34 protein-coding genes and 1 pseudogene are annotated in these 26,096 nt (G+C 64.0%); 27 read left to right on the forward strand and 8 right to left on the reverse strand.

Translation table 11 applies throughout. The features are described 5' to 3' along the window. Positions 1 to 25: 25 nt before the first annotated feature. From AX703_RS21685 to AX703_RS21710, 7 genes are all read left to right on the forward strand, one after another. Positions 26 to 535 (forward strand): phage major tail tube protein, encoded by a 510-nt coding sequence (locus AX703_RS21685; protein WP_062347166.1) that lies wholly within the window; start codon positions 26 to 28, stop codon positions 533 to 535. A gap of 132 nt (positions 536 to 667) precedes the next feature. After that, on the forward strand, positions 668 to 1,018 hold the full coding sequence (locus AX703_RS21690) for a phage tail assembly protein (RefSeq protein WP_062347168.1): 351 nt from the start codon (positions 668 to 670) through the stop codon (positions 1,016 to 1,018). Further along, on the forward strand, positions 1,018 to 1,149 hold the full coding sequence (locus tag AX703_RS26940) for a GpE family phage tail protein (protein ID WP_082734731.1): 132 nt from the start codon (positions 1,018 to 1,020) through the stop codon (positions 1,147 to 1,149). The genes AX703_RS21690 and AX703_RS26940 overlap by 1 nt, the downstream gene beginning before the upstream one ends. After that, positions 1,146 to 3,314 carry a phage tail tape measure protein gene (locus tag AX703_RS21695; RefSeq protein ID WP_062347170.1) on the forward strand — a complete coding sequence of 723 codons (2,169 nt, stop codon included), beginning with the start codon at positions 1,146 to 1,148 and terminating at the stop codon, positions 3,312 to 3,314. The genes AX703_RS26940 and AX703_RS21695 overlap by 4 nt, the downstream gene beginning before the upstream one ends. Then, a complete protein-coding gene (locus AX703_RS28070; RefSeq protein ID WP_197423801.1) occupies positions 3,314 to 3,742 on the forward strand; it encodes a phage tail protein in 429 nt (142 codons plus the stop codon). The genes AX703_RS21695 and AX703_RS28070 overlap by 1 nt, the downstream gene beginning before the upstream one ends. A gap of 2 nt (positions 3,743 to 3,744) precedes the next feature. Next, complete coding sequence (locus AX703_RS21705; RefSeq protein WP_062347172.1) at positions 3,745 to 4,737, forward strand: contractile injection system protein, VgrG/Pvc8 family; 993 nt, start codon at positions 3,745 to 3,747, stop codon at positions 4,735 to 4,737. Between the two features lie 221 nt (positions 4,738 to 4,958). Next, the gene (locus AX703_RS21710; RefSeq protein ID WP_062347174.1) at positions 4,959 to 5,531 is read left to right on the forward strand and encodes a hypothetical protein; all 573 of its coding nucleotides are present in this window, start codon (positions 4,959 to 4,961) and stop codon (positions 5,529 to 5,531) included. A 75-nt stretch (positions 5,532 to 5,606) separates the two neighbouring features. Here the strand turns inward: AX703_RS21710 and AX703_RS21715 are convergent, their stop codons facing one another. From AX703_RS21715 to AX703_RS21730, 4 genes are read right to left on the reverse strand one after another with little or no spacing between them, the layout of a single operon-like run. Further along, a complete protein-coding gene (locus AX703_RS21715; protein WP_156452166.1) occupies positions 5,607 to 6,047 on the reverse strand; it encodes an HIRAN domain-containing protein in 441 nt (146 codons plus the stop codon). Further along, positions 6,026 to 6,322: a hypothetical protein gene (locus AX703_RS21720; protein ID WP_062347176.1), complete on the reverse strand. Its 297-nt coding sequence runs from the start codon at positions 6,320 to 6,322 to the stop codon at positions 6,026 to 6,028. Before AX703_RS21720 ends, AX703_RS21715 begins: the two co-directional genes overlap by 22 nt. Continuing rightward, on the reverse strand, positions 6,322 to 6,585 hold the full coding sequence (locus AX703_RS21725; RefSeq protein ID WP_062347178.1) for a hypothetical protein: 264 nt from the start codon (positions 6,583 to 6,585) through the stop codon (positions 6,322 to 6,324). Before AX703_RS21725 ends, AX703_RS21720 begins: the two co-directional genes overlap by 1 nt. Further along, complete coding sequence (locus AX703_RS21730; protein ID WP_082734733.1) at positions 6,585 to 7,274, reverse strand: XRE family transcriptional regulator; 690 nt, start codon at positions 7,272 to 7,274, stop codon at positions 6,585 to 6,587. The genes AX703_RS21725 and AX703_RS21730 overlap by 1 nt, the downstream gene beginning before the upstream one ends. A gap of 83 nt (positions 7,275 to 7,357) precedes the next feature. On the opposite strand from AX703_RS21730, the gene AX703_RS26945 reads away from it, so the two are divergent. The 20 genes and pseudogenes from AX703_RS26945 (at position 7,358) to AX703_RS21815 (ending at position 19,311) form a co-directional block, all read left to right on the forward strand. Then, on the forward strand, positions 7,358 to 7,714 hold the full coding sequence (locus tag AX703_RS26945; protein ID WP_082734734.1) for a YdaS family helix-turn-helix protein: 357 nt from the start codon (positions 7,358 to 7,360) through the stop codon (positions 7,712 to 7,714). Then, on the forward strand, positions 7,711 to 7,878 hold the full coding sequence (locus tag AX703_RS27580; protein WP_156452167.1) for a hypothetical protein: 168 nt from the start codon (positions 7,711 to 7,713) through the stop codon (positions 7,876 to 7,878). The genes AX703_RS26945 and AX703_RS27580 overlap by 4 nt, the downstream gene beginning before the upstream one ends. After that, the gene (locus AX703_RS21740) at positions 7,875 to 8,333 is read left to right on the forward strand and encodes a hypothetical protein (protein WP_062347183.1); all 459 of its coding nucleotides are present in this window, start codon (positions 7,875 to 7,877) and stop codon (positions 8,331 to 8,333) included. The genes AX703_RS27580 and AX703_RS21740 overlap by 4 nt, the downstream gene beginning before the upstream one ends. Continuing rightward, positions 8,323 to 8,688 (forward strand): ogr/Delta-like zinc finger family protein, encoded by a 366-nt coding sequence (locus AX703_RS21745; protein WP_062347185.1) that lies wholly within the window; start codon positions 8,323 to 8,325, stop codon positions 8,686 to 8,688. The genes AX703_RS21740 and AX703_RS21745 overlap by 11 nt, the downstream gene beginning before the upstream one ends. Positions 8,689 to 8,768: 80 nt before the next feature. Next, positions 8,769 to 9,167, forward strand: coding sequence for a hypothetical protein (locus AX703_RS21750; protein ID WP_156452168.1), 399 nt, complete (start codon positions 8,769 to 8,771; stop codon positions 9,165 to 9,167). 284 nt (positions 9,168 to 9,451) lie between these two features. Further along, positions 9,452 to 9,976 (forward strand): annotated as a pseudogene (locus AX703_RS28995) (toprim domain-containing protein); the annotation flags it as partial. A gap of 1,874 nt (positions 9,977 to 11,850) precedes the next feature. Beyond that, complete coding sequence (locus AX703_RS21760; RefSeq protein ID WP_062347190.1) at positions 11,851 to 12,396, forward strand: hypothetical protein; 546 nt, start codon at positions 11,851 to 11,853, stop codon at positions 12,394 to 12,396. 152 nt (positions 12,397 to 12,548) lie between these two features. After that, complete coding sequence (locus AX703_RS21765; RefSeq protein WP_062347193.1) at positions 12,549 to 12,866, forward strand: hypothetical protein; 318 nt, start codon at positions 12,549 to 12,551, stop codon at positions 12,864 to 12,866. Then, the gene (locus AX703_RS28730; RefSeq protein WP_255355095.1) at positions 12,866 to 12,997 is read left to right on the forward strand and encodes a hypothetical protein; all 132 of its coding nucleotides are present in this window, start codon (positions 12,866 to 12,868) and stop codon (positions 12,995 to 12,997) included. Before AX703_RS21765 ends, AX703_RS28730 begins: the two co-directional genes overlap by 1 nt. Beyond that, positions 12,991 to 13,245, forward strand: coding sequence for a hypothetical protein (locus AX703_RS21770; protein ID WP_062347195.1), 255 nt, complete (start codon positions 12,991 to 12,993; stop codon positions 13,243 to 13,245). The genes AX703_RS28730 and AX703_RS21770 overlap by 7 nt, the downstream gene beginning before the upstream one ends. After that, on the forward strand, positions 13,235 to 13,465 hold the full coding sequence (locus tag AX703_RS21775) for a hypothetical protein (RefSeq protein ID WP_062347197.1): 231 nt from the start codon (positions 13,235 to 13,237) through the stop codon (positions 13,463 to 13,465). The genes AX703_RS21770 and AX703_RS21775 overlap by 11 nt, the downstream gene beginning before the upstream one ends. Before the next feature lie 25 nt (positions 13,466 to 13,490). Beyond that, positions 13,491 to 13,733, forward strand: a complete 243-nt coding sequence (locus AX703_RS21780) for a hypothetical protein (RefSeq protein ID WP_062347199.1) — start codon at positions 13,491 to 13,493, stop codon at positions 13,731 to 13,733. Next, positions 13,730 to 13,984 (forward strand): hypothetical protein, encoded by a 255-nt coding sequence (locus AX703_RS21785; RefSeq protein ID WP_062347201.1) that lies wholly within the window; start codon positions 13,730 to 13,732, stop codon positions 13,982 to 13,984. Before AX703_RS21780 ends, AX703_RS21785 begins: the two co-directional genes overlap by 4 nt. After that, on the forward strand, positions 13,981 to 14,499 hold the full coding sequence (locus tag AX703_RS21790; RefSeq protein ID WP_062347203.1) for an ASCH domain-containing protein: 519 nt from the start codon (positions 13,981 to 13,983) through the stop codon (positions 14,497 to 14,499). The genes AX703_RS21785 and AX703_RS21790 overlap by 4 nt, the downstream gene beginning before the upstream one ends. Then, on the forward strand, positions 14,496 to 14,648 hold the full coding sequence (locus AX703_RS27585; protein ID WP_156452169.1) for a hypothetical protein: 153 nt from the start codon (positions 14,496 to 14,498) through the stop codon (positions 14,646 to 14,648). Before AX703_RS21790 ends, AX703_RS27585 begins: the two co-directional genes overlap by 4 nt. Then, a complete protein-coding gene (locus AX703_RS21795) occupies positions 14,635 to 15,843 on the forward strand; it encodes a hypothetical protein (protein ID WP_062347204.1) in 1,209 nt (402 codons plus the stop codon). The genes AX703_RS27585 and AX703_RS21795 overlap by 14 nt, the downstream gene beginning before the upstream one ends. After that, the gene (locus AX703_RS21800; protein WP_062347205.1) at positions 15,840 to 17,024 is read left to right on the forward strand and encodes a phosphoadenosine phosphosulfate reductase family protein; all 1,185 of its coding nucleotides are present in this window, start codon (positions 15,840 to 15,842) and stop codon (positions 17,022 to 17,024) included. Before AX703_RS21795 ends, AX703_RS21800 begins: the two co-directional genes overlap by 4 nt. After that, positions 17,021 to 17,767 carry a DNA methyltransferase gene (locus AX703_RS21805; protein WP_062347206.1) on the forward strand — a complete coding sequence of 249 codons (747 nt, stop codon included), beginning with the start codon at positions 17,021 to 17,023 and terminating at the stop codon, positions 17,765 to 17,767. Before AX703_RS21800 ends, AX703_RS21805 begins: the two co-directional genes overlap by 4 nt. 163 nt (positions 17,768 to 17,930) lie before the next feature. Beyond that, on the forward strand, positions 17,931 to 18,221 hold the full coding sequence (locus AX703_RS21810; protein WP_062347207.1) for a helix-turn-helix domain-containing protein: 291 nt from the start codon (positions 17,931 to 17,933) through the stop codon (positions 18,219 to 18,221). Positions 18,222 to 18,225: 4 nt separating this feature from the next. After that, positions 18,226 to 19,311 (forward strand): site-specific integrase, encoded by a 1,086-nt coding sequence (locus AX703_RS21815; protein WP_062347209.1) that lies wholly within the window; start codon positions 18,226 to 18,228, stop codon positions 19,309 to 19,311. 227 nt (positions 19,312 to 19,538) lie between these two features. On the opposite strand, the gene AX703_RS21820 is transcribed toward AX703_RS21815, so the two are convergent. From AX703_RS21820 to AX703_RS21835, 4 genes are all read right to left on the reverse strand, one after another. After that, positions 19,539 to 21,521 carry a TonB-dependent receptor domain-containing protein gene (locus tag AX703_RS21820; protein ID WP_062347211.1) on the reverse strand — a complete coding sequence of 661 codons (1,983 nt, stop codon included), beginning with the start codon at positions 21,519 to 21,521 and terminating at the stop codon, positions 19,539 to 19,541. A 58-nt stretch (positions 21,522 to 21,579) separates the two neighbouring features. Continuing rightward, positions 21,580 to 21,990 (reverse strand): hypothetical protein, encoded by a 411-nt coding sequence (locus AX703_RS21825; RefSeq protein WP_062347213.1) that lies wholly within the window; start codon positions 21,988 to 21,990, stop codon positions 21,580 to 21,582. An 83-nt stretch (positions 21,991 to 22,073) separates the two neighbouring features. Further along, positions 22,074 to 24,626, reverse strand: coding sequence for a DUF2309 domain-containing protein (locus tag AX703_RS21830; protein WP_062347215.1), 2,553 nt, complete (start codon positions 24,624 to 24,626; stop codon positions 22,074 to 22,076). Positions 24,627 to 24,630: 4 nt separating this feature from the next. Beyond that, positions 24,631 to 26,034, reverse strand: a complete 1,404-nt coding sequence (locus tag AX703_RS21835) for a proton-conducting transporter membrane subunit (protein WP_082734737.1) — start codon at positions 26,032 to 26,034, stop codon at positions 24,631 to 24,633. Positions 26,035 to 26,096 lie beyond the last annotated feature (62 nt).

Raw genomic sequence — 26,096 nt, forward strand, 5'->3', positions numbered from 1 at the left:
CCCCAGCTTCTGAAAGGACACGGCCATGGGCCTCCCGCGCAAACTGAAGAACCTCAACACCTACGTCGACGGCGAGGGCTTCCTCGGCACCGTGGCCGAGTTCGAGGAGCCCAAGCTCGCTATCGCTACCGAAGAGTGGCGCGGCGGCGGCATGCTGGGCCCGGTCATGCTCGACAAGGGGCTGGAGGCTATGGAGGCCACGCTCACCATGGGTGGGCACGTGGCCAGCCTGATCCGCAAGTTCGGCACCACCCGCGTCGATGGCGTCCGCGTGCGCTTCATCGGCGCGTACCAGGCAGACAACGGCAGCGCGGCCGAGGCGGTCGAGGTCTACATTGGTGGTCGCTTCACCGAAATCGATCCCGGCAAGGCCAAGGCGGGCGATGATACCGAGCAGAAGTACAAGGTGCCGCTCGCCTACTACCGCCGCGTGGTCGATGGGCGCACCGAGATCGAGATCGACATGCTGCGCGGCATCTTCCTCGTCGATGGCAATGATCGCTACGCCGAGATCATGGCGATCATCTCCGGCTGACCCTTCTGAGCTTCACCGGGCGGTCCTTTTGCGGGGCGCCGTCCGGTGGGGCCTGCGGTGGTGGCGGGCGTCCCGATCCCTCCACGTCGTCACCCCGCAGGAACCAGCCCCGCACAATCAGGAGCCCCGCAAATGTCAGAACCTTCCGCACCGGTTGCCGAAACCCGGCCATTGTTCGAATCTGTCACGCTCTCGGTGCCGCTGCAGCGCGGCGAAACCTCGATCAGCGCCCTGTCGATCCGTCGTCCCAAGTCTGGCGAGCTGCGCGGCCTCTCGCTGCAGGACATCATGACCACCGATATCGTGGCCATGCTCACCCTGATCCCGCGCGTCAGCGAGCCGCCGCTCACCGCCGACGAAGCCAATGCGCTGGATCCTGCAGACCTTTCCGAGATCGCCGGAACCATCCGGGGTTTTTTCATGACGAAGGGGGAGAAGGCCGTGATGGAAGCGATGGCGGCGCACTATCAGCCGAAGACCTGATGGCCGACATTGCCGCCATCTTCCACTGGCCCAAGGCCGAGCTCGAAAGCCTCACGCTGCCCGAGCTGATTGACTGGCGTGAGCGCGCAGTCGCGTGCTGGAACCGCATGCATGGCAAGGGTGACGCATGAGCAACAAGCTCAACCTCCTGGTGAACTTCATCGGCGTCGACAAGATGTCCGGAGCCCTCCGCAACATCGTCGGCCTGGGACGCGACGGATCGAAGTCGATCCGCGCACTCTCGGGCGAGGCGCGGAAGCTCGAGCGCGAGATGAGCAAGGTGCAGCGCGCCATCTCGCGCGGATCGGGCAATATGACCGATCTGATCAACCGCGAGCGCGAGCTTGAAAGCCAGCTCCGCCAGACCAACGAGCAGCTCAAGCGCCAGCAGCGCCTCGCCTCGATAAACGCTGATGCGCGGGCGATGCAGCGGCGCGGCGATGAATTGAGAGCCCGAGGGCAGGATAACGTCATGGGCGGGGCCTCAATGGCCGCGCCCTTGATCGCGGCCACAGCTGCTGCCGCCCAGTTTTCGAGCGGGATGGTGGATATCCAGCAGAAGGCCGAGCTTTCCGATCAGGCCACTGACCGGCTCGGTAATCGCATCGTGCAATTGGCCCAGATCGCGCGCCAGATGCCCGAAGACATGCGCTCTGGACTGGATGCGCTGCTTGCCAAGGGCATGAACCTGGACGCGGCGACGGCCGCGATCGGCCCCGCCGGCCGTCTCGCCACTGCGTACAAGGTCGAACTGCCCGATGCAGCGAATGCGGCCTTTGCAAGCATCAGCAACCTGAAGGTCGCCTCCGCCGACACCGCGAAGATCTTTGACGCGATGGCAGCGGCGGGCAATGCCGGCGGGTTCGAAGTGAAGGACATGGCGCGTTTCTTCCCGTCGCTTACCGCGCAGATGCAGGCGCTTGGCGAAAAGGGCGTTCCCGCTGTTGCCGACCTATCAGCCGCGCTGCAGGTGGCAATGAACACGGCAGGCAATGCCGACGAGGCAGGGAACAACATCCAGAACCTGCTCGGCAAGATCAACGCCCCGGGCACTATCGCTGCCTTCAAGAAGAACTTTGGCATCGACCTGCCGGCGGCGATGAAAAAGCTGCAGGACCAAGGCTACAGCTCTTTGGAAGCCATCGCTTTGGTGACGCAAAAGGCCACCGGCGGGGACATGAAGAAGCTGGGGTTCGCGTTCGAGGATCAACAGGCCCGCATGGGGATCCTCGCGCTAATCCAGAACATCGACGACTACCGCCGGATACGCGCCCAGGCGATGCAATCGGGCGGCACTGTTGACCGCCAGTTCAACCAGCGCGTTGCCCGCGATGCCACCGTGCAGTGGCGCGCCTTCCTAGGCTCGGCATCCTCGCTGGCGATCGTGCTCGGCACCACGCTCCTGCCGGTGATGACCGAAGTGCTCGGCTATGTCGGGGCGCTCGGCAACCGCATGGCAGCGTGGGCACAGCGCAATCCGGAGCTTGCCGGCACTCTTACAAGGCTGGCTGCAGGTTTCGTCGCCGCCCGCATCGGGCTCGGCGTTCTGCAGTTCGCCTTCGGCTCGATAATCGGCCCGCTAGGAAGCGTGATCCGGTTTGTGCGCATGGCAGGGCCCGCCTTCACCGCGCTCCGCACCGCAGCGCTTTTCCTCGGCCAGGGGATGATGCGCGCCGGCATGATGATGCTCGCCAACCCCATGGTGCTGGCGATCGTGGCGATTGGCGCGGCCATCGGCCTGCTCGCCTACCTGGTCTATTCCAACTGGGACAAGATCAGGGGGGCCTTCGCCGCCGGGTGGAACTGGGTCAAGAGCACGCTCGCCGCGGCACCCTCGTGGCTCACCACGATCGGCAAGCAGATGATGCAGGGCCTGCTCATGGCCATCAACCCGATGGCCTTGGCGCTCAAGCTGATCGACGTGGCGAAGAACGGGATCACCGCCTTCAAGAACTACTTCGGCATCAAAAGCCCGTCGCGCCTGATGATGCAGATGGGTGGCCACGTCGCCACCGGCCTCGCCCAGGGCATCGACGGGGGCAGTGGCAGGCCCCAGCGCGCCATGGGGCGCATGGCCGCTGGCGTGGCCCGTGCAGGTGCCGTCTCGCTTTCGCCCATCGCACCAGCATCGGGCGGAGTGCAGCAGGGCGGCGCGCTGGCCAGTGGCGGCAGCATCACCATTCAGGTCTATGGCGCGCCCGGGCAGAGCGTCGATGAACTGGCCAGTGTCGTCATGCGCAAGCTTGAGCAGGCCAAGGGCGTCAAGGCGCGCAGCTCCTACGAAGGTGATCGCTGATGGCTTCGCTTCCCCCGATCAACGGCGTCACCACCAATACGCTCTCGCCCGGGCACCTGCTCACCCTTGGCATGTTCCTGTTCGGCATCGATGCCATGGCCTATTCCGAGCTCTCGCGCCGCACCAGCTGGCGGCACGGTACCTCGGAGCGCTTCATGGCGCGCCCCGCCAGCCAGTACCTCGGCCCCGGCGAGGACACGATCACGCTTTCGGGCCTGCTCGTGCCAGAGGTCGCGGGGCAGTTCGTTGCGATCCAGATCGTGAAGGCCATGGCCGATACCGGCGAGGACTATCCGCTGGTCGATGGCCTCGGGCGCGTGCTGGGCCATTACAAGATCGTTCGCCTGGAAGAGACGCAGCACGGCATCATGGGGGGTGGCCTGCCGCGAGGAGTGGATTTTGTCATCGAGCTCGAGCGGGTGGACTGACAGTGGGCGCGAATATCGCAGGCCTGCAGCTGCTGCTCGATGACGGCACCGATCTCGCCGCCAAGATCAACCCGCGCTTCCTTGAGCTGACGTTGAGCGAGAAGCGCGGCGACGAGGCCGACGAGCTGTCTTTGACCCTGCACAACCATGACGGCCGTCTCGCTGCGCCCGAGACTGGCCGCGTTCTCACGCTGGCGCTGGGTTGGAAAGTGGGCGGGCCCTTCACCGGCCTCGTCGGCAAGGGCCGCTTCAAGGTTGACGAGGTCGAGGAAAGCGGGCCGCCCGACGTGATCACCATTCGCGCCCGCTCGGCAGATCTGGGCGGAGATTATCGCAAGCGCCGGACCAAGGTTTGGCGCGATACCACCGTTGGCGCGGTGCTCGATACGATCGCTGGACGCTATGGCGTGGAAAGCCTTGTCCATCCCGATCTGCGCGGCCTTGCCATTGCGGTGCTCGATCAGCACGGCAAAAGCGACATGGCCCTGGTCAAGGATCTCGGCAGCCGCTTTGATGCCTTGGCCACGTGGAAGGACCGCAAGCTGATCTTCATGCCCGTTGGCGCGCAGACCACGCCAGGCGGCAAGACCATACCCTCGCTCACGCTCACCCGCCGTGATGGCTGGACATGGCGCTTCTCCCGCGCCGATCGCGAGGAGAACGACGGGGCCGAGGCCGAGTGGCATGATCCCGCCGATGGCAAGCGTAAGAAGGTCGGCACCGGGGGGACGAAGCCGAAGAAGCTCAAGCGGGTCTATGGCAGTCAGGCCGAGGCGCAGCAGGCGGCAAAGGCAGCAGCGGGCAAGGGCAAGCGCAGCGCGTTCAAGTTCGAATACGACCTCGCCCAGGCCGACATGCAGATCCAGCCCAACGCCCGCGTGAAGTTGTCAGGCTGGAACACGCGGGTTGATGGGATGAACTGGCTGGTCGAGAGCGTCGAGACCTCGCTCGGTGCTAACGGCATCCAGCAGAAGGTCTCGCTGGAGAGTGCGTGATGTTGGGCTTGATCTTAGGTGTCGTCGGGATGGCCTCTATTATTGGAAACATCCACTCTCCAGCCGATGTAGCCGCCCAGCCCATGAGTGTAGCTTATGTCCCGCCAACCCACAGTTACGACGAAGTGCGACTTGTAGACCGCGGGTCCGACCGACCGGTATGTTATCCAGCAATCGATAACCGCTTCTGCTCCTCGGGCAGGGGCGGGAAACGCTGGAACTTGGCCCACTTCACCGGGGCCTACAAAGGTCCAACGCGGCGCAGAATTGGGACCTCCGCCAGCAACATCTTTCATCGCTCCGAATTCAATTATCTGGGCAAAAGCACGGCCTCGATTGAGGAACTCAATGGAAACCATGAGCTCGCCGCTATGCGTCGAACGTTCCACCTCCCCACCCTGGGCATGAAGAATACCGCGTTCGGCTTCGTAAAGCGCTTCAATATTTTCGCGGGCATGGCGCGCGGATCGGCCCGAATAGTAAGCCGCAAGGCCAGCGGCGACGAGAGTTGGTACGCCCACGAAAGCGGTGAGGAAAAAAGTGAACCACGCCGCCTTGGCGGATTGCGCTGCCGCATCAACCGCCTTCCTGTTCAGATCCAACGCCTCATCTTCTGGCTTCCGATGCTGTTGGGTTTGATCGTGGGCGCGCGCGGGGGCTATGTCATCTGCCGGGACTTCTGGCCTGATGGTCGCAACGCGCTGCTCATTCTGCTTAGTGGTCCGATCAGCAGCGCTGGCGCTGGGGTGCTGATCTGGGCCGTGTACGCCATCCCCTACGGATACTGCGGCTAGGAAGAGAAGCGAAAGTGCAAGTGCCTTCACGCCTTCCTCACGATTGCGACCGTTGATCCCAAGGATTATCCCCCCTCAATCCGGCCACTCCGGGTCCGGTTCAAACTCAAAATCCGGGTCCACTCCCTCGGCCACCTCTGGCCGGCGAGGAATCGGCTTTGCGTCGAGGTCTACCACCGGAGCCACGCCGTCGAATGCGACGCGGATCACACAACCGTAGGGTGCAGCCTGCTGAAAAACGGCTTTGATTTCGCGGCCTTCGCGGATCAGTGCGCCGATGCGCCCGCATCGTTCTGCAGTGATGTATCCGATCTGGATGCCGCGCTCGGAGAAGACGGCGACGGCGTTGCGATCGGCCTTGTTCTTCGGTTCTGGCACAAGGTGGATCAGGTCACCCGGCTTGCACAGGGCGATCTCGAACCGGCGGTTGCTCCGCGCCTTGTCCTCATTGTCGTAATCCGCGCCCACCACGGCGAGGGAAAGCGATGGCAGCGTCATTTGGCCGTCGGCATCCATGTGGCAAGATTGGCCCGGCAGTCATCAGCGGCCGCGGCTCTCTCTTCGTCGCCAACGCTGCGATAAAGGGCGGCCTTTTCGTCAAGGAAAAGGCTCATGCGTTCAACAACGGCAAACGCATCGGCCAAGCCCGCGCCGGCCAGCACTTCGTCAAGTTCGGCCCAGCCCCCGGCAAAGGTGCCATCCATTATCGCCGCCAATGCAGCCTCTACCTCGGCCACCCGCTCTGGCTGATAGTTGTGAGTTCCCAGTCCGGAAAACATCTTGGGCAGCATCAGTGCGGGCTCAGATAGCTGGCAATCTCATCAGCCAGCTTTTCCATCTGCACCGCGGCTTCGACCTCCCCACGTTCGCGCAGGTCCTGCGCCGTAATCAGAACGTCATCGAGCAAGTCGCGCATGGCATCGAAGACATTGGAATAACCCGCGCGGGCAAGGCGCTCGCCCACTTCCTCATCATGGCCTGCGGCAAGTGTCAGCCAGAACATGTCCAGCTTTGCAGTCACCGTCCCGAACGGATCGCTCTGCTCCTGCTGCATCAGCCGGCCATCCTTCGCACCACGGCCACAACTTTCCCCACCACATGCAGCTCGCCGTCATAGGCAGTTTCTGCCTCGATCAACGGATTGTCAGACATGATCTTCACTCCGCCATCCGGCATCGGGCGCAGGCGTTTGATCAGGCCGGTTTCGCCATAGGCCACCGCCCAGATCTGATCACCCATCTTCACACGTGTGTCGGCTGTATCGATGATGCAGATGTCGGCATTCTGGATCGTCGGCGCCATCGAATCGCCGATACCCTGTGCGATGAAGATCCGCGATGGCGGCGCTTGGGTGAACAGGCGAAGCCACCCGCGCGTGAAGCGGCGCGGCTTGGCCTTGACCGGCAGATCGAGATAGCTGCCACCGCCCATGCCGAAGGCAAGATCAAGCTCTTGGATCTCGACGATCTCGTCGTCTTCGTCTTCGATCTCGTCTGCCGGGACGGGAAACCCTCCGAAGCCGGAACGGGGAGAGGCGATTCGCTCGGCCTCCGGCAGCCCCTCTAGATGCTCTGGCGTAGTCTCGAGCGCCCGTGCGATTTTATGCAGGTGGCTTGAACGACCACCCCGTTTGATCAAATTGGCAATAGCTGGCTGCGTTATTCCAACGCGGCGCGCCAGCTCGGATTGGGTAATTCCAAGAGCTTCAAGCCGTTCAAGAATGCGGGTCCCGATATCAGTCACGGGCCGACCCTATAACCATGCTTATAGCTGTCCACCAAAGTTTGGTGATTGACTGCCTATAACAACGGTGATAGCTATAACACATGGAATTAACCCCGACCCCTTTCGAGGCCCTGCAGTCCGCTTTGGCGAAAGCGGGATCGCAATCCGAACTCGCGCGGATTTGTGGCGTGTCGCAGCCTGCAGTCTGGAAATGGCTGCAAAGCTCGAAGCGCCTTCCGGCCGAGTACGTGCTGCGCGTTGAAAGCGCGACGGGTGTGTCCCGCCATCATCTCCGCCCTGACATCTACCCGTTGGAATCCCGCGGTTCGCATCCGCGCTGGTATGGCATCGACATGGCTTCTGGCCCTGACGTCGCGGTCGTATCCGTCGGACAGCGCAAAGGAAACGGCAATCGGATCAACGTTTTGGACGCGCGTGAGCAGCGGAGGACCGCATGACCGTGCTCGAACAGGAACTCGCAGAATGTCTGCGCCAGTGCCGTTCGGTGCTGCAAACGGCGCTCACCGATCCGGATGTTCCGCATAATCCTACCCGCCAGAGGGTGCTCGAACGCCGCATCGCATCTGCCGATCGCGTGCTCGCCAAGGTGCCCCGCGCATGACCAAGGAACGCACTCCGCTCACACCGCACTCGGCGCTGCTCGATATCGCCAAGGTGCTCGGCTATGACGGCTGCGCAGAGGTGACCGGCATGTCGGAATGGTCGCTGCGCAAGATGTCCGACCCGGATACGGGCCGCAACGTCAGCCTGCAGGCAGCCATGCGCCTTGATGCCGCGTATCGCCGTGCGGGTGGCAACGGCGCGCCGCTCTTCGCGGCATACGAGGCTTTCCTAGAGCTCGACCAGGTCGAACCACAAAGCCCCGAGCACCTTATGACACTCTCGGGCGAAGTCGCGAAGGAAGTGGGCGAGGCCGTTGCCGCTGCTCTGGCATCGGCAAGCCGCGCCAACTGCCCGGCTACACGTGCCCGCGCGATCGACGAAGCGCGCGAGGGACTTTCGAAAATGCAGTCGCTGGTTTCCAGCTTGGAACGGGGGAACGTCCATGAGCGGTGAAGGCCATCTTGCCTCGCGCCCTTTGATCAATGCGCCGCTGCAGACGCGCCTGCGCTCTGGCGGCAAGATGGCGAAGGACAGCGCCTTCATCATCTGTCCCAAGTGTGATGAGCCTTGCTTCATTCGTCGGTCGGAGCGGATCACCGAGAAGGTCAAGCACCTTGAGGCGCACTGCACCAACACCGGTTGCGGCCACACCTTCGCCGCGCAGGTGGTCTTCGTGCATTCCTTCAGCCCTGGCCTGATCGACCGGCCCGACCTCGACCTGCCGGTCTGCCCGCGTGACCAAGTGCCGCACGTCTCGGCACGAAGGGCTGACGAGGACCCGGCGCAGATCAGCATGTTCTCGGGCTGACCTGATCGGGCCTCTCGGCCCCCAACCACTCTGAAATTCTTGGACCATCGAACGCCCGCGATCCGGGCGAGGGGGAAGCTTTGCCTGTTAACACCACCATTGCCGCCAGCATGAAGGCGCTGTTTCCGCCACATCAGATGGAGAAGCGGGCGCGGATGCGCCTGAGCTTCGACAAGGCCCTGCGCCTGGTCGTGCCGCGCCTTACCCGCCGCCAACGCCAGTTCCTCGCCTCGGTCGCCGGGTTCCGCGAGGCCGACATCTTCGACGTTGCGATGATCGAGATGCTCGAAGCCCCGGCGTGGGAGCTCAAGGGCCTCGTGCAGTGGCAGGACAGCCAGTGGAAGCGGCACATGGGCCGCAAGCGCCAGATGAGCAGCAGCTACCGTCTCACCGAGTACGGACGGCTTTACGTCACCTCCGCCGCCAACCTGATAGCCCTTTCAAACGGCGACAAGGCCAAGGGTGGGCGCGCCCAGTGAGCCTCGAAGCCGACATCATCAAAGGCCTGCAAGAGCAGTTCAAGTTCCGGAAGACCAAGGGCTCCTGGCTGCAGGAAGGCACGTGCCCACAGTGCGGCAAGCGTGAAGCCTTCTGCGCCGCCAAGGATCCCAAGGTGGTCAAGTGCAGCCGGGCCGACAACTGCGGATGGTCTGACACCGTCCGCAACCTCCTGCCCGATCTGTTCGAGGATTGGTCCAAGCGGTTTGCCCCGACGCCCGAAAACCCCACGGCCACGGCGGACGCCTATCTGCTCAATGATCGGATGCTCGATCTGCAGTACCTGCGCGGATCCTACACGCAGGAACTCTACCGCGACAGCGAGAGCGGGGCGGTCTCGGCCACGGTCCGTTTCAAGGTGGGCGAGACCTTCTGGGAACGCCTGATCGACCGGGTAGGCCGGTTCAAGGCAAAGGCGAACTTCGGATACGGCGGAACCTACAAGGGCCACGTCTGGACCCCGCCGCGATACACGATCGAGGACTACGCCAAGGCGGATGAAATCCTCTTCGCCGAGGGCATCTTCGATACCGTTGCCCTGTGCCAGGTGCGCAAGATGGCCGCATCGGTCATGTCCACCAACAACTGGCCGGAGAAGTTCCTCGCCGATCTGCGCGTAGAGCTCGAGCGCATCGGTCGCACCACCCGGCCAAAGCTGCTTTTTGCCTATGACGTCGGCGATGCCGGTGTCGGCGCATCCCGCAAGCACGTCAAACAGGCTCGCGCCGAAGGGTGGGAAGCCGAAGCGCTGCAGGTGAAGCCTGATGGCGAGGGCACCAAGAAGGACTGGAATGATCTTCTCAAGGAACACCTCGATTGGGACGGCGATCCGGACAAGGCCCCGTTGGGGGCAAAGGCGTTCGACGAGTACCTTTTCAATGGCCGACTGACGCTGGTCGAGAGCGCGCAGAAGAAGGCGCGCCTCATCTACGAGCGCAAGCTGTGGCACTCATTCGATTTTCGCCATGGCAATCGGCTTTACTGGTGCAAGGCGCGCCACACGAAGGATGAGGACGGCGATGAAACCGTCCACCTCGATGTCGAGGAAATCGCCAACTGCACTTTCCGAGTGCTCTACCGCGAGCGCGACGATGTCGCCGACGAGACGAACTACTTCCTGAAGGTCGATTTTCCGGGCAGGCGTCCCACCGCCAAGGCCCGCTTTTCGCATAACGCGCTCGCCGATTCCGGGACTTTCAAGAAGCGCCTGATGGCGTTCGCCGGAACATGGAGCGGCACCGGCGAGCAGCTTGACCGCATCGTCAAGAACCAGCCTGGGCTGGACAAGGTGGTCACCCCGATCAAGTTCACCGGGTACTCGGCAGACCACAAGGCGTGGGTGCTGGGCGATCTCGCCGTGCGCGAGGGGCGGGTCTACAAGATCAACTCCGACAAGTACTTCGACTTCGGCAAGCAGGCTGTGAAGCTGCGGTCGGACGATCGCCTGCTGCGGATCAACTACGATCCCGATCATCTCAAGTTCGATTGGCTGCCCGACCTTTGGGGAGCCTACGGCGAGAAGGGCCTGATCGCTCTCGCCTTCTTCACCCTTTCGCTCTTTGCGCAGCAGCTGCGCGGCGCGCCGCTTTGGCACGGCTCCATCCCTTTCCTTGAAGTCACCGGCATCCCCGGCTCGGGCAAGACCACGCTGATCGCCTTCCTGCACAAGATGCTGGGACGCGGCGGGGCCAACGGCCACGAAGGTTACGACCCCAACAAGGTCACCGGCGCCGCGCTTGGCCGTGTCCTGATGCGTATCTCGAACCTGCCCGAGGGCCTGATCGAAGGGCGGCGCGATGATGAGAAGCGCACCGGAAAGGCGCAGTTCGATTATAACGAGCTGCTTATCCTCTACGACGGCCGCAACCCGCGTGCGACGGGTCAGAAGACCGACGGCTACGAGATCAACGAGCAGCCGTTCCTCGGCACGCTCTACCTGATGCAGAACGAGCGCATCGATGCACACGCCGCGGTGCTCGAGCGCCTCGTTTCCATGAACATCGACAAAGAGCGCTTCTCCGACGAGAACCGCAAGCGCGCCCAGCGTCTGCGCGAACTGCCGATCGACGATGTTTCTGGCACGATCGTCCACGTCGCCCGGTCAGAGGGCAACTATCTCCCCTTCTTCGCCGAGCGCTACGAGCATCACAACGCCGACATGCGCAGGCGCATCGATGGCCTCCATAACGATCGTATCATCAAGAACCACGCCCAGCTGGCAGCGGCGGTGGAGGCCCTGCCCAAGCTGTTTCCGAATGTGCGGAGCGAATGGGTTGCCGAGGCAATTGCCTGCCTCGATCGGCTAGCGATCGACCGGCAGCAGTCGATTGGCGCGGATCATCCCGTGGTCGCCGAATTCTGGGAAAAGGTCGAATACCTGATCGGCCGGGAACCCGGCGACGCGCACAAGACCGGCAAAAGCCTGAATTGCCATCGCGATCCCGACAAGATGATGGCAGTCAGCCTGCCGCAGTTCGAAAGCCGCTGCAGCCAGGCAGGCCTGCGCCTGCCCAACATGGACCTGCTGAAGAAGGTCCTGCGCCAAAGCCACTCCCGCAAGTGGGTCAAGAACGGCCCGGTCAATGTGCTCGACCCTGACTATCCCAACGGGAAGTCGGTCTCATGCTGGGTCTTCCAGCAGCCAGTCCGCACGGATCGCATCGTATGACCGGCCGGGGCATCAATCTCGGCGAAGTGGTCAGCTTTGCCGATGCGCGGGCGGAGGCGATGGGCCTGCGCATCTGGCAGGGCATTGAAACCTTCGATCCTCCCAACCGCATCCACGATCACGCCGATCTCCTCGCCATGGCCGAGCGTATGCTTGCCATGCGTGAGAAGCGCTTTCCCGCGCTGATCGCAGCAGGGAAGATGTCAGCCGGGCAGGCCGAGGCAGAGATTGCCACCTTCCGCCGGATCGTCGCCGACTGGCGCTTTATCTGCACGGGGCAGGGTGAACCGGCCCCCATCGCCTCACTTGAACAGCGCCGCGCCGCGATCGACGCCAGCCTGCGCACCATCGCCGAGATCGCCCGCGAGGAAGGGACCTTTTCCGACGCGCTGGCCGACCAGGCCGAGTGCGTGATCGCCCTGCGCTGGCACCTCGAACCGGGCCGCAGGACCGCCGCCCTTTCCCAGCTCGCCAGAGAAATCTCCCGAGAATTTCCAAGCGCACAATCGCGCACCAACCAGGAGGCCAACCATGCCGTCTGATTTTCACCCGATGTACTGCCAGTGCCGGTTATGCACCCCGCATCCGCGCCGAGGTGTTCGCAGATACACGCGCAATGCGGGCTTCATCGCTCTTTGCAGCTTTGCCCTCTGGGCTGCGCTGCTGTTCCCTTGGCTGTGAGGGGGCAACGATCATGAAGCTCTCGATTAAGCAGCAGCCTGTCCCGTTCGAATGCGGGTGCGGCAACGTCCACAACACCGGCGATGGCAAGTTGCCGGTCGGTTGGACAACCCGCAACGGCTTCACCTGGTGCGAAGATTGCACCCGCGCCGGCATCGCTGCCCGCACCGTCCGCCGGCGCAAGCCTTCGCCTGACAAGGTCCGCCTGCGCAGCCAGGTGCTCGCCCTGCTGCAGGAAGGCGCGGCCCTCATGCCCCCGGGATCGCAGAAGCGCGTGGCTTGGGTGAAGCGGGTCAACGACCTGATCACCGAACAGAAGGACGCCGCGTGATGGCGCAGCAGCTTCACAATGCCGCGCGCCTTGCGGCCTTCGCTGTCGCTGTCGCCACAGTTCTGCACTTCGGACTGCAGATCCTCGCCGGGATCCAGCAGTGCGATGCATGGGAGGTCTGCCCATGGTGATTCAGCATCGCCGCCGGCACCGCATTGCTCTTCCCGAGCAGCTCCGCCGCGCAGCCGAACTGGACGCAATCCGCCTGCAGCGCTCCCTGACGGCGGCAGAGCAGGCCGAGGCCGACAACCTCGCCGACCGGGCTTACATGCGGCAGTGGCGCGCACAGCAGCGGCTGCAGGAGGCGATCCTCGCAGTCCGCATGATCGCGCCCGATCCGCAGATGCAGCGCCCCCGGAACATCGGCGGTGCCTCGTAAGTCTGCCAGCCTCGCCGAGCGCTACCGCGCCCACCGCGCGGCCTTCGAGCTTGCCCAGCAGCTAGGCTGCACTCCGAAGGAAGCCGAGGACGAACTCGCCCGCCGTGCCGCCCAGCAGGAATGGCAACGCGGCCACGATCGCCTCGAAGCGCTCCGAAACGCGCCCCTGCGCCCTCCCGAACCCGAACCACGCCCGCTGCCATGGTGGCTGCGCGACTGACTTCACCAACCGAAAGGCCCCGCAAGTGACCTGCAACTGCATCAGTGAAATCCAGAGCAAGCTGCCCGAGCACAAGCTCGACATCGCAATCTGCTTCTCACGCGAGCAAAACGAGCTGACCGCCCGGACTTACACCCCGCTCGATCGCCGCGACAACGGCAAGCGCGAGACCCGTAGCAAAAAGCCCAGGCTCTTTGGCCACACCTTCTGCCCCTTCTGCGGCACCCGCTACGAACCGGCCCCCGCCGAGGAAGGCGGTGCAGCGTGACGCACCGTCCGATCGAACCACGCCACCGGGCCAACATGAACGCCATGGCCACGGCGATCGACCAGACGCTCAACGGCGCAAGTAAGCCAAAGCGCTTCGCCTTCGTGATGCTCGTCGCCGAGTTCGGCCAGATCGACAACGGCCGCGTGAACTACATCAGCAACGGCAGCCGCGAAGACATGATCGCAATGATGAAGGAATTCATCGCGCGTGCTGAAGGCCGATACGTCGAGACCGGGGGTGCGGCATGAAAGCGCTCACCATCTGGCAGCCTTGGGCCAGCCTCATCATCGCAGGTGCCAAGCCCTACGAGTTCCGTGGCTGGCGCGCACCGCGCTCGCTGATCGGCCAGCGCATCGTGATCCACGCAGCGGCAAAGAAGATCGACGGCGAGGAGGCCTCGGCTCTCTGGCACATTCTCACGAACCGCAACGCCTGCGACGAACTTGCCTTGGCTGCAGCTGAAACCTGCCTGCACCCCGATCTCGCAACGCCGATCCTCGCCCGAGCTTTCATGCCCTTGTGCGAGCTGCTGCCCATGTCTGCCGGCATCGGCACCGCCGTAATCGGCGTGCCGCGCCTCGGCACCGAGATCGCCGAGGAATTCGGCGTCCCCCGCGCCAACGACAGCGACCGCGACAGCCACGCCAACTGGGGCTGGCCCATGCTCGACATCGAGCCATGGGAAAGCCCGATCCCCATGCGCGGCGCGCAGGGCTTCTGGAATTGGCCCGAGCCCGAACAGCTGCTTGGAGGCGCAAAATGAAGCGCATCCTCCCCCGCTTCGATCTGTGCCGCTGGTCCGGCTCCGACATCGACGGCCAAGGCTGGTGCGAGGGTCAATCCCTCGCCGTCCAGTGGCTCGGCCTCCTCTTCGAAATCAACTTTGCGAGGGTCAGCCATGCCCGCTCATAAAACCCCCCGCTTTACCCCGGCGGAGATTGCTCGCCTGCGCGAGTATTATCCGGTGGGCGGTGTCGAAGCTGTTCACCAGCACCTGCCACACCGCACTTGGCATTCGATCCACGTCAAGGCGCACAAGCTGGGCATCCGCTCGACCCGCAAGAACGGTTGCAAGCCATCGGCCCTGCCGCCTGAGCACCTCGAGGAGGCGATCCGCCTTCGCGAGGAAGAGCGATGGTCATTCGCCCGCATCGGCGAGAAGTTCGGCGTGGCCGAGGCGTCGGCATGCAACGCAGTTTTGATCGCCCTCTGTACCCGCAAAGGCTTCACCCCGGCGCAGCGGGACCAGTACGGTCGCCTGACACCGGAAGGACTGGAGCGGGTGCGCTATGCCTTGAAGAAGGGCCTCAAGGGCGTGGACATCCAGCTTCGCCTCGGCATCTCTGCCGCTTGCGTGGCCGAACAACGCCGCCGTTACAATCGTGACCTGGCCGAGCGTGGCAAGGCGCTCCTGCCCCCTCCCGGCGGCGGCATGCGCTATTCGGGCGTGAAGGTTTCCCGGCAGCAGCGGGCAGAGGTCGAGGCGCTCTACATGCAGGGCCTCGGCGTTCTCAAGATTTCGGCGCGCAGCGGGATCTCCAAGACCACCTGCACCCGCATCCGCGAACGCCTGATCAAACGGCTCAAGCGCAAGGGCGAGTGCCTGCCGGGTTGCGACATCGATGGCGTGCGCCATGTCCAGACAGAGAACAGCCGGCACATTCACGCCAGCCAGATCGCGGCCCTGCGCACCATGCTGCTGAATCGGGTGCCGGTGCTGCGTGCGTCCCGCCTCTGCGCGATCGGCCACAGCAGCGCGATCCGCCTGCGAGACGAGCTCGTCGCCGAACTGGCCGCAAAGGGCGAGGAACTGCCCGAGCCCATCCGGCCCGGTCGCGTGAAGAAGGGCGCTTACGTCGATCCCTTCTGGCCACCGAAGGGAGCGCGCCAGATCTACACCTTCCGGCAGCTGCTCGACGAACTTCCATTCGACGAGGCGAAGGCCCGCTGGCGCCGCGATCGTGCGGCCGAGCGCAAGGCCGAAGCCGCCCGCCCCAAGACTTTCGAGGAACAACTCGCCCTGGTCGCCACCGGCAAGGCCAAGCTCGCCACGGTAGCACCCCGCGCCCACCTCGAACCCACGATCGCGAAAGGACTGCAGGCATGAAGCCGCTCTCCATCCATGACGTGCACCGCGAAGGCGTGGAACTCACCCTGCAATCACTCTTGGCCTACTGGAAACAGCATGAGCACTACGCCGTAGCTTGGTCAGCTGGGAAGGATAGCACCACGCTGCTGACCCTGATCGTGCACCTTGTTCAGGCAGGCCACCTGCCTAAGCCAAAGAAGCTTTATGTCTTCTATGCGGACACCAGGCAGGAGTTGCCGCCGATCCAGCTTGCTGCCGAGCAGATTATCGCGAAACTGAGCGAGCTCGATTGGATCGAGGTGATCGTGGTGCGCGCGCCGCTCGACAAGCGCTTCATGGTCTACATCCTTGGCCGAGGCGTGCCGCCACCCAACAACAACACGCTCCGCTGGTGCACCCGGCAAATCAAGGTTGAGCCAATGGCAGCCGCACTTGAGACTGCTCTCGAGCAGCTCCCCGGGACGGCGCTGATGCTTACCGGCGTCCGCGAAGGGGAAAGCGCAATCCGCGATGGTCGAATTGCCATGTCCTGTTCGAAGGATGGCGCAGAATGTGGGCAAGGCTGGTACCAACAGGTGCTGCCCGAGGCCAAGGGGATCAAGGGCCGCATTGCGACGCTCGCCCCGCTGCTGCACTGGCGCGTTTGCTGGATCTGGGACTGGCTTAAGGTTTGGGCTCCGATGCCCGAATTTGGTGGCTGGCCAACGCAGATCCTTGCGGATGCTTATGGCGGCGACGAGGCCGAGGAAATCAACGCCCGCACAGGCTGCATCGGCTGCCCACTCGCAGCGCGAGACACCGCGCTGGAAACCATCGTGGCGATGCCCACATGGGCTCATCTTTCGCCACTGCTTGAACTCAAGCCGCTTTATCGATGGATGCGAAAGCCGGAGCAAAGACTGCGTAAGCGAGGCGTCGAGCGGCTCAAAGATGGTTCGATCGCGAAGAACCCGCAACGCATGGGGCCGCTCACGCTCGAAGCGCGGTCGCAGGCTCTCGAACAGGTCCTCGACATCCAACGCCGCGCCGGTGTCGATCTGATCAATGGCGAAGAGGAAGCGCGGATTCGCGAGTTGATCGAAGCGAAAACCTACCCCGACAAATGGACGGGTGATGAACCTCGCGCGGATCTCTGGCTCGATGCGGTCTACAGCGATGGCAGTGTGCAGCCGATCCTCTTCCGAGAGCTAGTGTCGTGAGCCCCGTCTCTATCGGCCCGCACCGCCTCTACCTCGGCGATGCCTATGCCAGCCGGCCCACCTTGGGTTGGATGGACGCCGACGTCATGGACCCGCCCTATGCGTTCGACAATTCAGGCGGCGGCGCTTTCCGCAAGGCGCGCGGCGCATCCGACCAGATCGTCGAGGAAGGCCTCGATCGCGGGTTCGATCGCTCGATCATCGATGCCTCGCGCAGCGGTGCTGTGGTGGTGTTCTGCCACAACGATCAGCTGGGCGATCTCATTCCCGAGCTGGCCGAGGACGATCGCGAGCAGGACGCTCTGCTGGTAGCCGACATGTTCGCTCACCTGCGCCCGCGCTTCCATCGCGCAGTGCTCGGCGTCTGGATCAAGCCGAACCCTTCGCCTATGGCGAACAAGAACTACCTTGCCGACATGGAGCCCTACATCCACGCTTGGAACCGGGGCTACTTTCCCCAGGGCGAACATCACGACAAGCACCGCTGGATCCAGTGCGGCTCAATCCGCAAAAGCGTCTACGACCACCCGACGGTGAAGCCCGCTGACCTGATGGAGAAGATCGCCCGCAACGTCGCTGGTATCACCGTCTGCGATCCCTTCATGGGCACTGGCAGCACCGGAGTTGCCGCGATCAAGGCGGGCAAGGTCTTCACCGGCATCGAGCACAACCCCAAGCACTTCGCCACAGCCGTGCGCCGCCTCACCGAGGCGTGGGAAGTCAGCCAGCGGGAGGCTGCGTGACCCAACCTCTCACCCACTACTGGCGTCTTCGTGCAACCCTGCCCGATAGGCACGGCCACCCTTGCCGCCTAATCGCAGTCGGAAAGATGAACACCATTCAGATCGAGTTCGCCGACGGCGTGCGCCACATAGTCAGCCGCTATGCAGTGAGAAGGCTGCAGCCGTGACCCGTCAGCTCCTCCTGACCGAAGCCGAGGCTGCGCAGCGCCTTAGCCTGTCCCCTCGCACGCTCCGCAAGGCGCGGAGCGAGGGAAAGCTGCGCTATGTGCTGATCGGCCGAGCCGTGCGATATACCGAGGACGATCTCACGACGTTCATCGATTCTCTTCGCACGGTTCAGCCAGCATGTCCGCCAAAGCCACAGCCCACCCGCAACACTCGGAAGAAGGGCAAAGGCGCGCAGATCATTCCTTTCACCGTTCGCAATGCCGGAAGGAAAACCGGCGCGCGGTAAGGTCATGAGTGTCTATAAGCCCAAGGGCAAACCCCACTACCACTATGATTTCCAGTTCAAGGGGAGGCGCTACTACGGCTCCACCGGCTGTAGCACTCTGCGCGCGGCCGAGGCCTATGAGCGGAAGGAGCGCCACGCCGCGGCAAACCCGGTAACGGTTCGCCCTCCCATCACGGTGAACGAAGCTGCCAGCCTTTATCAGGACCACGTCGAGACCCTGCCCAGCTGGCCGACCATTCGCTACATGCTCGAGGAACTGATCGCTGGCCTCGGCGGATCGCGGCTGCTCTCGGAGATCAGCGACCGCGATCTGCAAATCTTTTTTGCGAAGCGCCGCGACGGCCGGTCAAACGCATCGGTGAATCGCGAGATCGAAAACGCGCGCTCCATGTGGCGCCGCGCCCAGCGCTCGAAGTTCGACGTCGGCGAAATGCCCGACTGGGCTCTCCTTTTCTACAAGGTCCCCGCCAAGCCCCCGCGCGAGCTGCAGCACCTCGAGGAAGACAAGCTGATGCTGGCCCTGCGAAACGACGTGGTCGACGCGGTGGACTTCATGCTCAAGTCGGGCTGGCGCCGCGCCGAGGTCCTCGGTTTGCGCTGGGAGGACCTCAACCTTCCTGCGAAGTCGGCAGTCACCAAGATCAAGGGTGGCGATTATGTCAGTCGCCCTTTGACCACTGCCCTCGTCGAGATCATCGCGCGCCAGCCCCAAGCCGACACCGAGGAGGGCAAGCCCTTCGTCTTCACCTATGTTTGTCAGAAGAGCCGGGGCAATCGGCGCAAGGGCAAGCGCTATCCGTTGACAGCAACCGCCCTGCGCAAGCCATGGGCACAAGCCCTCGCGGCTGCCAAGGTCACCGCCTTCCGGATCCATGATCTGCGCCACACGCGCGGCACGCGCATAGTCCGCGCTACCGGCTCACTCGCCGCTGCCAAGGAAGCGCTCAAGCACAAGCGCATAGAGACCACCCTGCGCTACGCCCACGTCCTGGACGAAGACGTGCGCAACGCCCTCGAAGCGAGCGAGGTTCGCGCACCAAAGTCCCGACATAGTCCCGACCGGAAGTCTGTAAAGAAGCGAAAAGCCTAGCTTTCCTGCGGTTCTCGGCCCTCAAGACACTCGACGTGTAAACGAGATGCTCTACCAACTGAGCTAAGCGCCCCTCTTGCGAGGTGGGGCGCTATTGCGCGGATTCGCCGACGAGGTCAATGGGGCGCGCGCATGCTCAGGTGATCCCGTCGTTGATCGATGCTGGAGTCTTGGCGCCCGTGTGGTGACGGCAGCATTGTCTGCCGCCACCACGCTTCGTCAAGATGTCAGAACCTGGCGCGCAGGCCGGCATAGACCTCGCGGCGCTCAACCGGGTAGTAGATTGCCGAAGTGCCAGATGCGGTGATGACGGCGGCGATGTCGCCGACGGCCTTCTTCCCAGTGATGTTGCGCAAGTCGGCGAAGAGATCGATATCGCTCGTCAGCGAGGCTCCCGCGCTTAATCCGACAAGCGCATAGCCGGGCGCGCGAACGGTGTTGCGATAGTCCGCAAAGGCGCCCTGCGGGACCCATTCGAGGCTGGGTGCGATGTGCAGGGTATCGCCGCCCAGGCGGACTTCGCTGCGCAGGACATGGCGCGGGATGACAGGCAGGCGGTTGTCGGCAAACTGGACATCGCCGCGGAACCGGAAGTCCGAATACTGCCAGATCTGGCGAAGGCGGAGCCAGCCGGCCGGCTGCCACGAGAGACCGGCCTCGACGCCCTGATGGCGCGTGCGACCTGCGTTGAACGTGGCAGCGGGGATGCCGACATTGGCATCGGGTGTGTACTGCAGCATCTCGCCGTACAGGTCGGCACGATAGAGCGATATGTCCCATTCCAGGGTGCCAATGCGGCCGCGCGTGCCGATTTCCGCCGTCCAAGCCCGTTGCGGGCGTACGGGCACGAAGGCGGCTTGCTGGGCAAGCTCGATGAAGGTCGGGAATTCGGCAGAGCGGCTGTAGTTGGCATAGACCTGAACTCCTGCTGCCGGGATCCACAGTGCACCGAAGCGGGGGGAGAAGGCATCGAAGGAGGCATTGCCGGTGACAGTCGAAGGCAGTTCGCGTTCCTGCCGACGAGCACCATTGGCATAGATGCCCCCGGCAATCAGGGTGAGACTCTCCACTGGAGAGACCCGCAGTTCCCCATACGCGGAGGACGTGCGCGCGCGCTGCAGTGCGCGGAAGGTCAGTGCGCCGCGCTTGCCGCCGTTGTTGATGAATTGCCGGGCGCGGGTCGTGCCCCAGCGGGATTCGCCGCCGATGGTGAGCGAGACAATCCCCGCCTCCCATTCGGCACGGGCGAAGAGGCCGCGATCGTCTGACTTCTGGTCGATCACCATGAAGATCGGGTGATCGAGTTGCTTGATGTTGTAGAAGCCACCGACAGTGAGTTCGAGCGGGCCGAGATCGAAGGCTGTACGGTTCTGCAAGCGCAGGGAATCGATATTGCGTTCCTGATCGCCGGTGAAGTTGCCTTTCTGCGGCGTGGTCAGGGCATCGGCAAGGGAGAGTGCGCCGGGCAACTCCTGCCGGATATGGCTGACGGTGACGTAGAAGCGCGTGCTGAGGTTCTCGGCCAGAGAGAGACCGACGTTGCCGTTGAAGCGTAGGGATCGGCGACTGGCGTGTTGCCGGTTACCATCGTGGCGGTCGGCGCTGATCCCGGCCCAGGCATTGACTGTGCTATCGCCGAAGCCTGCGGAAACCAGACCGCGCGCGAGGCCGAACGAGCCACCATCGACGCGGGCGTAAAGCCCGCGCGCGCTGTCGCCACGTGGCGTTACGCCATTGATCGCGCCACCCAGTGTACCTGAGCCGAAGCGAAGGGCATTGGCGCCGCGATAGACCTCGAGATGATCGAGGAAGATCGGCTCAAGCTCCTGGAAATCGCCGTTGTCGTCGGCAAGGTTGATCGGAACGCCATCCTGAAGCAGCGTCAGGCCACGCATGTGGAAGCTGCGCGAGAGGCCCGAGCCGCGGACCGAGATGCGGACCTCCTGTCCGAAGCGCGGCTGGCTGTAGACTCCGGGCGAAAAGGCCAGCGCATCGCGCAAGGAAATTACGGTGCGGTCGGCGAAGTCTTCGTAAGCAACGACATCGGTACCGCCGGGCGTTGCGGCTGCCTCTTGTTCGGCAATGGAGGCATCGCCATGACCGATGACGATGATCGCGGCGCCTTCGGCTGCGGCGTCTTCGGCGTGGGCAGGAGTGGCGAGCGAGAAGGCCATGGCCAGCGGGGCCACGGCGAGTATGCGGGTAGTCATGCAGGAGTCGCTTTCGATCGCGTCTGGGTTCAGACGGCGGGCAGGATGACCGGTTCGGTCAGGCTATCGAGGTGGCGATTTCCGAGGGCGGGCCGCACGGAGGCGGCAGGATGCGGCGCGATGGAGCAAGGCGTGGCACCGCGATGGCGAGGAAGCCCAGCGCCAGCACGAAGGCCAGCGCGAGGGCGAGCTGGATCGGATCGGCCCCGCCCAGGAGAGCGCCGCCGTGACCTGCGAAAGTGCAGGGCTTGTGATCCTTGGCGGCGGTTTCCTTAGCGCCTTGCGGGATGGTGACCTGAACCGCCGAGTGTGCGCCAGTACTGTCGGCACAGACCAGAATGGTAATCGCGCGCGAAGTGCCGCCGACCATGTAGCCAGCCGGGACCAATGCCTTCATGGCGAGCGCCAGCGCGACCAGCAGCACTGCCAGATGGCGATTATGCAGCAGGAATGCGCGCAGGCCCCTCATGGCGCCCGCCCCTATGAGGAGAGGCGGGCGGTGTCATGGGTTTTCATCAAGTTTTTTAGCAGCGAGCGATCAACAGGGTCCGATCAGCAGGGCCGGGCGGCCCATTCGCCGCGGACCCAGTGGTGGGCCTTGTGCTTCCACGGATCGATGACGACAAGATTGATCCAGCCGTTTTCAACCAGTCGGCCGACTACATCATGCGCCAGGACGATGTCCTGGACTCGCTGGAGCGGCGCCTCGATGATGACCGCAAGGCGGCGTGGAGTGTGGTAGGGCGTGCCATCATCATGGAACAGCGACTGCCGCGGCAGGCCGACACAGAGATCGCCGCCGCTACCCTGCACGACGCCAAAGCCACCGACGACATTCTGCGTCGTCTTGTCGCCCGCGCCGAACACCTCGTTGTCGATCGTCGAGAACAGGTACTGGCAATTGATCCACTGGGCGACGATCATCGGCGCAGTCATGATGCCGGCAAGGGCGCTGCCATCCTTGTCCCTTGTCCAGTCATAGCTGTGAAGGAAGGCGCTGCCGCCAAGGTCGATTTCCGCAGTCAGCGCGCGCGGGCCGACGATGAAGGCGGCGTTGCCGGACAGGCCCCATTCCGGGCGGACTTCTCCCCAGTGCGCGGCCCCGGTCAACAGGTCTTCGGCAGAGCGGCCAAGGCGGGCGGCGCGCTCGTTGCGGCACTGCGCACCGGCGCCTTGCAGGGGATGCTCGAACCTGGCGAGATCGGCCATGTGGCTTGCCGGCACGAGCTGGCGGTCGAAGATTTCGACCACGTCGCGGGTGGTATCGTGCTGCGCGGCGATGAACCAGCTATCATCCGGAATGGCAATGCCCTGATCGGCCAGGCCTGCGCGGACCTGAACGTCGTTGAGGATGGATGCCATGAGCCGTGCGTTCGGGCCACCCGGATGGCCCCCGCAGGCGCCGCAATCGAGGCTTGCCGCGAAGGCATTGTTGGTGGTGCAGCCGCCGTGGCCGACAAGCGCGACGAGGCGCGCGGTATCCGGCGAAAGTCCGGTCAGCGAGAACATGGTGCGCGCATAGGCAATGCGTTGTTCCAGCGGGATCGCGTTGCTGCCGTGGCCATGGCCATGATCGTTGCAGGCGGCGGGCGTGAGAACGTGTCCCCGTTCACCCACCAATCGCCTGCGGAAGGCGTCTGTCAGGCGTGGGGCAAGCGTGCGCGCGAGCAGGGCGACCGCTGCCAGCGGGCCAGCGGCCTCCGCCGTCGCAAAGCCCGTTGCACCGCCCTTGGTCGTATCGAGAATGGCGCGGGCGTCGGCGAGGGCGGCATGGCGCGCCAGCAGCGCATTGGCCTCGGCCTCTTGCCCTTGCGCGGCGCGTTCGGCCACGACGTGGGAGGGCGAAAGCAGAACCGGCAGCTGGTTGCGCTCCGGTGCATCACAGGCCGGCGAGATGGCGATGGGCAGCCCGAAGAAGCCGGCATAGCCAACCGTTTCGTAGCGGCCCTGTGCTTCCAGCGCGCGGCGCATGGGTTCGGAGCGGACATCGATGCAGAACACTGCCTGGGCTTCCGCAACCGGCACCTTGGTCTTTGCGGTCTGTCTTGCCGATGCGCCTTCGAGCTGGGGGGCGACCGTGCCGAGGAAGCTGGCCTCTGCTGCTTGCTGGAAGATCAGTCCCAGTTCGGCCAGCGACATCGCGGCGATGCGGTTCAGGCTCTCCCGTGCAGCCTGCGACCACGTGGCGGGCGTTTCCGGATCAAGACCGAAATGAGCAAGCAGCGTGCGGCAGACATGGGCGTGTTGGCGCGAAGGTTCTGCCAGTGCCCGGGGACCGCTGCGAACGCTGCCTTCGACGAGCGCGACCAGTGCCATCAGTTCGATCATCGATGCCGGGGCAGATGCACTGGCGGCAGGGCCGCCATGCTCGCTGCGCCAACGCAGATGCGCGGCCCAACCCGGCAAGGTGGCGACGAGGCCACGAAGCCAGCCAAGGCGCCGGTCACGCGAGACGCCATCGCGGCGCGCGGCAAAGAGCAGCATCTCGAGAGGATCGGCAGGAAAGTTCGCAAGCCAGTGTGCGGCGGTATCGTCACCTGCCCGGACAAGGCCCGGATCATGACGAAGCGCCGCGCTTACACTGCTGTACAGGCCATGCTGACGACCGGGCAGGGTGAGCGTGGCGTTGCGGTCGAAGAAGGCCGCGAGGTACCGCGCAAGTATGGCGATCGGCGTGGTGAGTTGCCTGCGGACAACCGGAGTGTCTTCCGCTGGAAGCTCGACAAGGCGCGCCACCAGAAGGTTATAGGCGTTGAGATCGGGGCCGAGCGGCGCGAATGCGGGTTCCAGACCACCAAGCGCGGCGACCACGGCCTTGCGGAAAGCGATATCAGCAATGCGGCCTTCTGCCTTGAGCGCGCGCCACTGGACCAGCGAGAGGGAGGGGCGGGCGCCGAAGAGCTGGGCAGCCTGGGGCAGGGCGTCCTCGAACGGGAGGTCTTCGAAGCCCGACAGCGGGTTGACGGCGATGGCACTGTCCAGCGGCCAGAGCGGGGCAACAGTCTGACTGGCGATATCGACAAGGGCTTGCAGTTCGCGCCGTTCTTCCTGGAGGCTGGCTGGAACGCCGGTATCGGGTGCGAGTGACGCAGTAGCAATGTTCATGGCTTCAGTCCTTCGCAATGACGGTGGTGGAGACGGGGGTGGAAGTGGTGAGAGCGTTGCCCGCATGAAGCAGGCGAGCGAAGAGGGAGGGAGGCAGAGCCTGTTCGCCGCTCACGATGCGTTGCTGCCAGACCCATCCGGCGAGAAACAGCGAGAGGATGCCAAGCTGCCCGTAAGGCGACAGCAATGGCTGGGCGGCATCGGGCTGGAGTGCGGTCATCAGAACGAGCACCGCAGCGTTGAGGGCAATCAGAGCGCCCGGCATCAGGGCCACGACTGCGCCCAGTGGTCCACGCGGCAGAGATCGTGACGCAACGGCCATGGCGCTGAGCAGCGCAGTGAGTGCGAGGCAGACTGGCAGGAGTGTATCAGCCCGGCGCGCCTCGATCAGGAAGATTGCGCCGACGATCGTTGCGAGCGCGATGAGCGCAGGCCACGGCTGGGCCAGACCCTTTGAACGTGTCGGCCTGGTGGAAATGGTGCCTGCCGAGCCAAGGAACAGCCAGGCCTTGAACAGGCCGTGAGCGACCATGTGCCAAAGAGCCGCAGCATAGGCGCCGAGCGCAACCGTGAGCAGCATGAAGCCCATCTGCGCGATGGTCGATGCCGCGAGCGATCCCTTCACGTCGGCACGCACCAGCATGATGGCACTGCCGACCAATGCTGCGACGACGCCGGTAGCAAAGAGCGCGTAACGCGCGTGGGGCGATGTCTCGAGAACGGGGGCAAACTGGATGAGCAGAAACCCACCTGCATTGACGAAACCGGCATGCATCAGGGCGGACACCGGGGTCGGCGCGGCCAGCGAGCGCATCAACCAGTTCGAGAACGGCGGGATCGCACAGCGGGCCAGTGCGGCGATGACCAGGAGAAAGGCGGCGGTGGTCGTCAGAAGAGAGGAGGACCCAACGACAGACCTTATGGCAACGATATCGCTCGATCCGGCGGCTATCGACAGCAAGGTTACTGCGCCGATCAGCGCCACGTCGCCAATCGTGAAGGCAATTGTGGCGCGGCGTGCGGCATCGCGGGCTTCGCTCCATTCGCCAACATGGCCGATCAATCCAGCCATGAGGCGGCCCGAGACGATCCAGGCGGCAGCGAGCAGCATGGCGTCGGCGGTCAGGCCCAGCAAGACAGTCGCTATGGCAAGGCTGGTCGCGAGGCGTGTGAAGGAATCACTGCGCCGGTCTGCGCGCAGTTGTCGACGGGAGAAGGCAAGGACAACGATGGCGATCAGGATGCCAAGTCCAGACAGGGCGACGCCCGGTGTAGTGACCGTGGCGTGGCCGGTGGCGATAGTTGCCGCAAGCAGGGCGCCAAGTCCGAAAACGGGCCAATCGGCCGGCTTGAGCCGAAGCGCCAAGCCCCCTTTTGTGGCAGGTGCAGTCATGGTTGTCGGGTTCATCGTGTGCCTCCTTCGTTTCGCCGGTGCAGCACAGTCGATGATTTTAGAAACGAATTTATGAA

The sequence above is a fragment of the Novosphingobium sp. CCH12-A3 genome (genome assembly GCF_001556015.1).
In the GTDB taxonomy this organism is placed as follows: Bacteria; Pseudomonadota; Alphaproteobacteria; order Sphingomonadales; family Sphingomonadaceae; genus Novosphingobium; species Novosphingobium subterraneum.

Excerpts from the sequence above, each read along its gene's own strand:
- AX703_RS21820 (WP_062347211.1), bottom strand. The coding sequence starts at position 21,521 with ATGACTACCCGCATACTCGCCGTGGCCCCGCTGGCCATGGCCTTCTCG.
- AX703_RS21830 (WP_062347215.1), bottom strand. The coding sequence starts at position 24,626 with ATGAACATTGCTACTGCGTCACTCGCACCCGATACCGGCGTTCCAGCC.
- AX703_RS21825 (WP_062347213.1), bottom strand. The coding sequence starts at position 21,990 with ATGAGGGGCCTGCGCGCATTCCTGCTGCATAATCGCCATCTGGCAGTG.
- AX703_RS21760 (WP_062347190.1), top strand. The coding sequence starts at position 11,851 with ATGACCGGCCGGGGCATCAATCTCGGCGAAGTGGTCAGCTTTGCCGAT.
- AX703_RS21740 (WP_062347183.1), top strand. The coding sequence starts at position 7,875 with ATGACCAAGGAACGCACTCCGCTCACACCGCACTCGGCGCTGCTCGAT.
- AX703_RS26940 (WP_082734731.1), top strand. The coding sequence starts at position 1,018 with ATGGCCGACATTGCCGCCATCTTCCACTGGCCCAAGGCCGAGCTCGAA.
- AX703_RS21765 (WP_062347193.1), top strand. The coding sequence starts at position 12,549 with ATGAAGCTCTCGATTAAGCAGCAGCCTGTCCCGTTCGAATGCGGGTGC.
- AX703_RS26945 (WP_082734734.1), top strand. The coding sequence starts at position 7,358 with ATGGAATTAACCCCGACCCCTTTCGAGGCCCTGCAGTCCGCTTTGGCG.
- AX703_RS21720 (WP_062347176.1), bottom strand. The coding sequence starts at position 6,322 with ATGCTGCCCAAGATGTTTTCCGGACTGGGAACTCACAACTATCAGCCA.
- AX703_RS21790 (WP_062347203.1), top strand. The coding sequence starts at position 13,981 with ATGAAAGCGCTCACCATCTGGCAGCCTTGGGCCAGCCTCATCATCGCA.
- AX703_RS21685 (WP_062347166.1), top strand. The coding sequence starts at position 26 with ATGGGCCTCCCGCGCAAACTGAAGAACCTCAACACCTACGTCGACGGC.
- AX703_RS27580 (WP_156452167.1), top strand. The coding sequence starts at position 7,711 with ATGACCGTGCTCGAACAGGAACTCGCAGAATGTCTGCGCCAGTGCCGT.
- AX703_RS27585 (WP_156452169.1), top strand. The coding sequence starts at position 14,496 with ATGAAGCGCATCCTCCCCCGCTTCGATCTGTGCCGCTGGTCCGGCTCC.
- AX703_RS21770 (WP_062347195.1), top strand. The coding sequence starts at position 12,991 with ATGGTGATTCAGCATCGCCGCCGGCACCGCATTGCTCTTCCCGAGCAG.
- AX703_RS21695 (WP_062347170.1), top strand. The coding sequence starts at position 1,146 with ATGAGCAACAAGCTCAACCTCCTGGTGAACTTCATCGGCGTCGACAAG.
- AX703_RS21690 (WP_062347168.1), top strand. The coding sequence starts at position 668 with ATGTCAGAACCTTCCGCACCGGTTGCCGAAACCCGGCCATTGTTCGAA.
- AX703_RS21715 (WP_156452166.1), bottom strand. The coding sequence starts at position 6,047 with ATGGATGCCGACGGCCAAATGACGCTGCCATCGCTTTCCCTCGCCGTG.
- AX703_RS21835 (WP_082734737.1), bottom strand. The coding sequence starts at position 26,034 with ATGAACCCGACAACCATGACTGCACCTGCCACAAAAGGGGGCTTGGCG.
- AX703_RS28070 (WP_197423801.1), top strand. The coding sequence starts at position 3,314 with ATGGCTTCGCTTCCCCCGATCAACGGCGTCACCACCAATACGCTCTCG.
- AX703_RS21745 (WP_062347185.1), top strand. The coding sequence starts at position 8,323 with ATGAGCGGTGAAGGCCATCTTGCCTCGCGCCCTTTGATCAATGCGCCG.
- AX703_RS21800 (WP_062347205.1), top strand. The coding sequence starts at position 15,840 with ATGAAGCCGCTCTCCATCCATGACGTGCACCGCGAAGGCGTGGAACTC.
- AX703_RS21725 (WP_062347178.1), bottom strand. The coding sequence starts at position 6,585 with ATGCAGCAGGAGCAGAGCGATCCGTTCGGGACGGTGACTGCAAAGCTG.
- AX703_RS28730 (WP_255355095.1), top strand. The coding sequence starts at position 12,866 with ATGGCGCAGCAGCTTCACAATGCCGCGCGCCTTGCGGCCTTCGCTGTC.
- AX703_RS21815 (WP_062347209.1), top strand. The coding sequence starts at position 18,226 with ATGAGTGTCTATAAGCCCAAGGGCAAACCCCACTACCACTATGATTTC.
- AX703_RS21795 (WP_062347204.1), top strand. The coding sequence starts at position 14,635 with ATGCCCGCTCATAAAACCCCCCGCTTTACCCCGGCGGAGATTGCTCGC.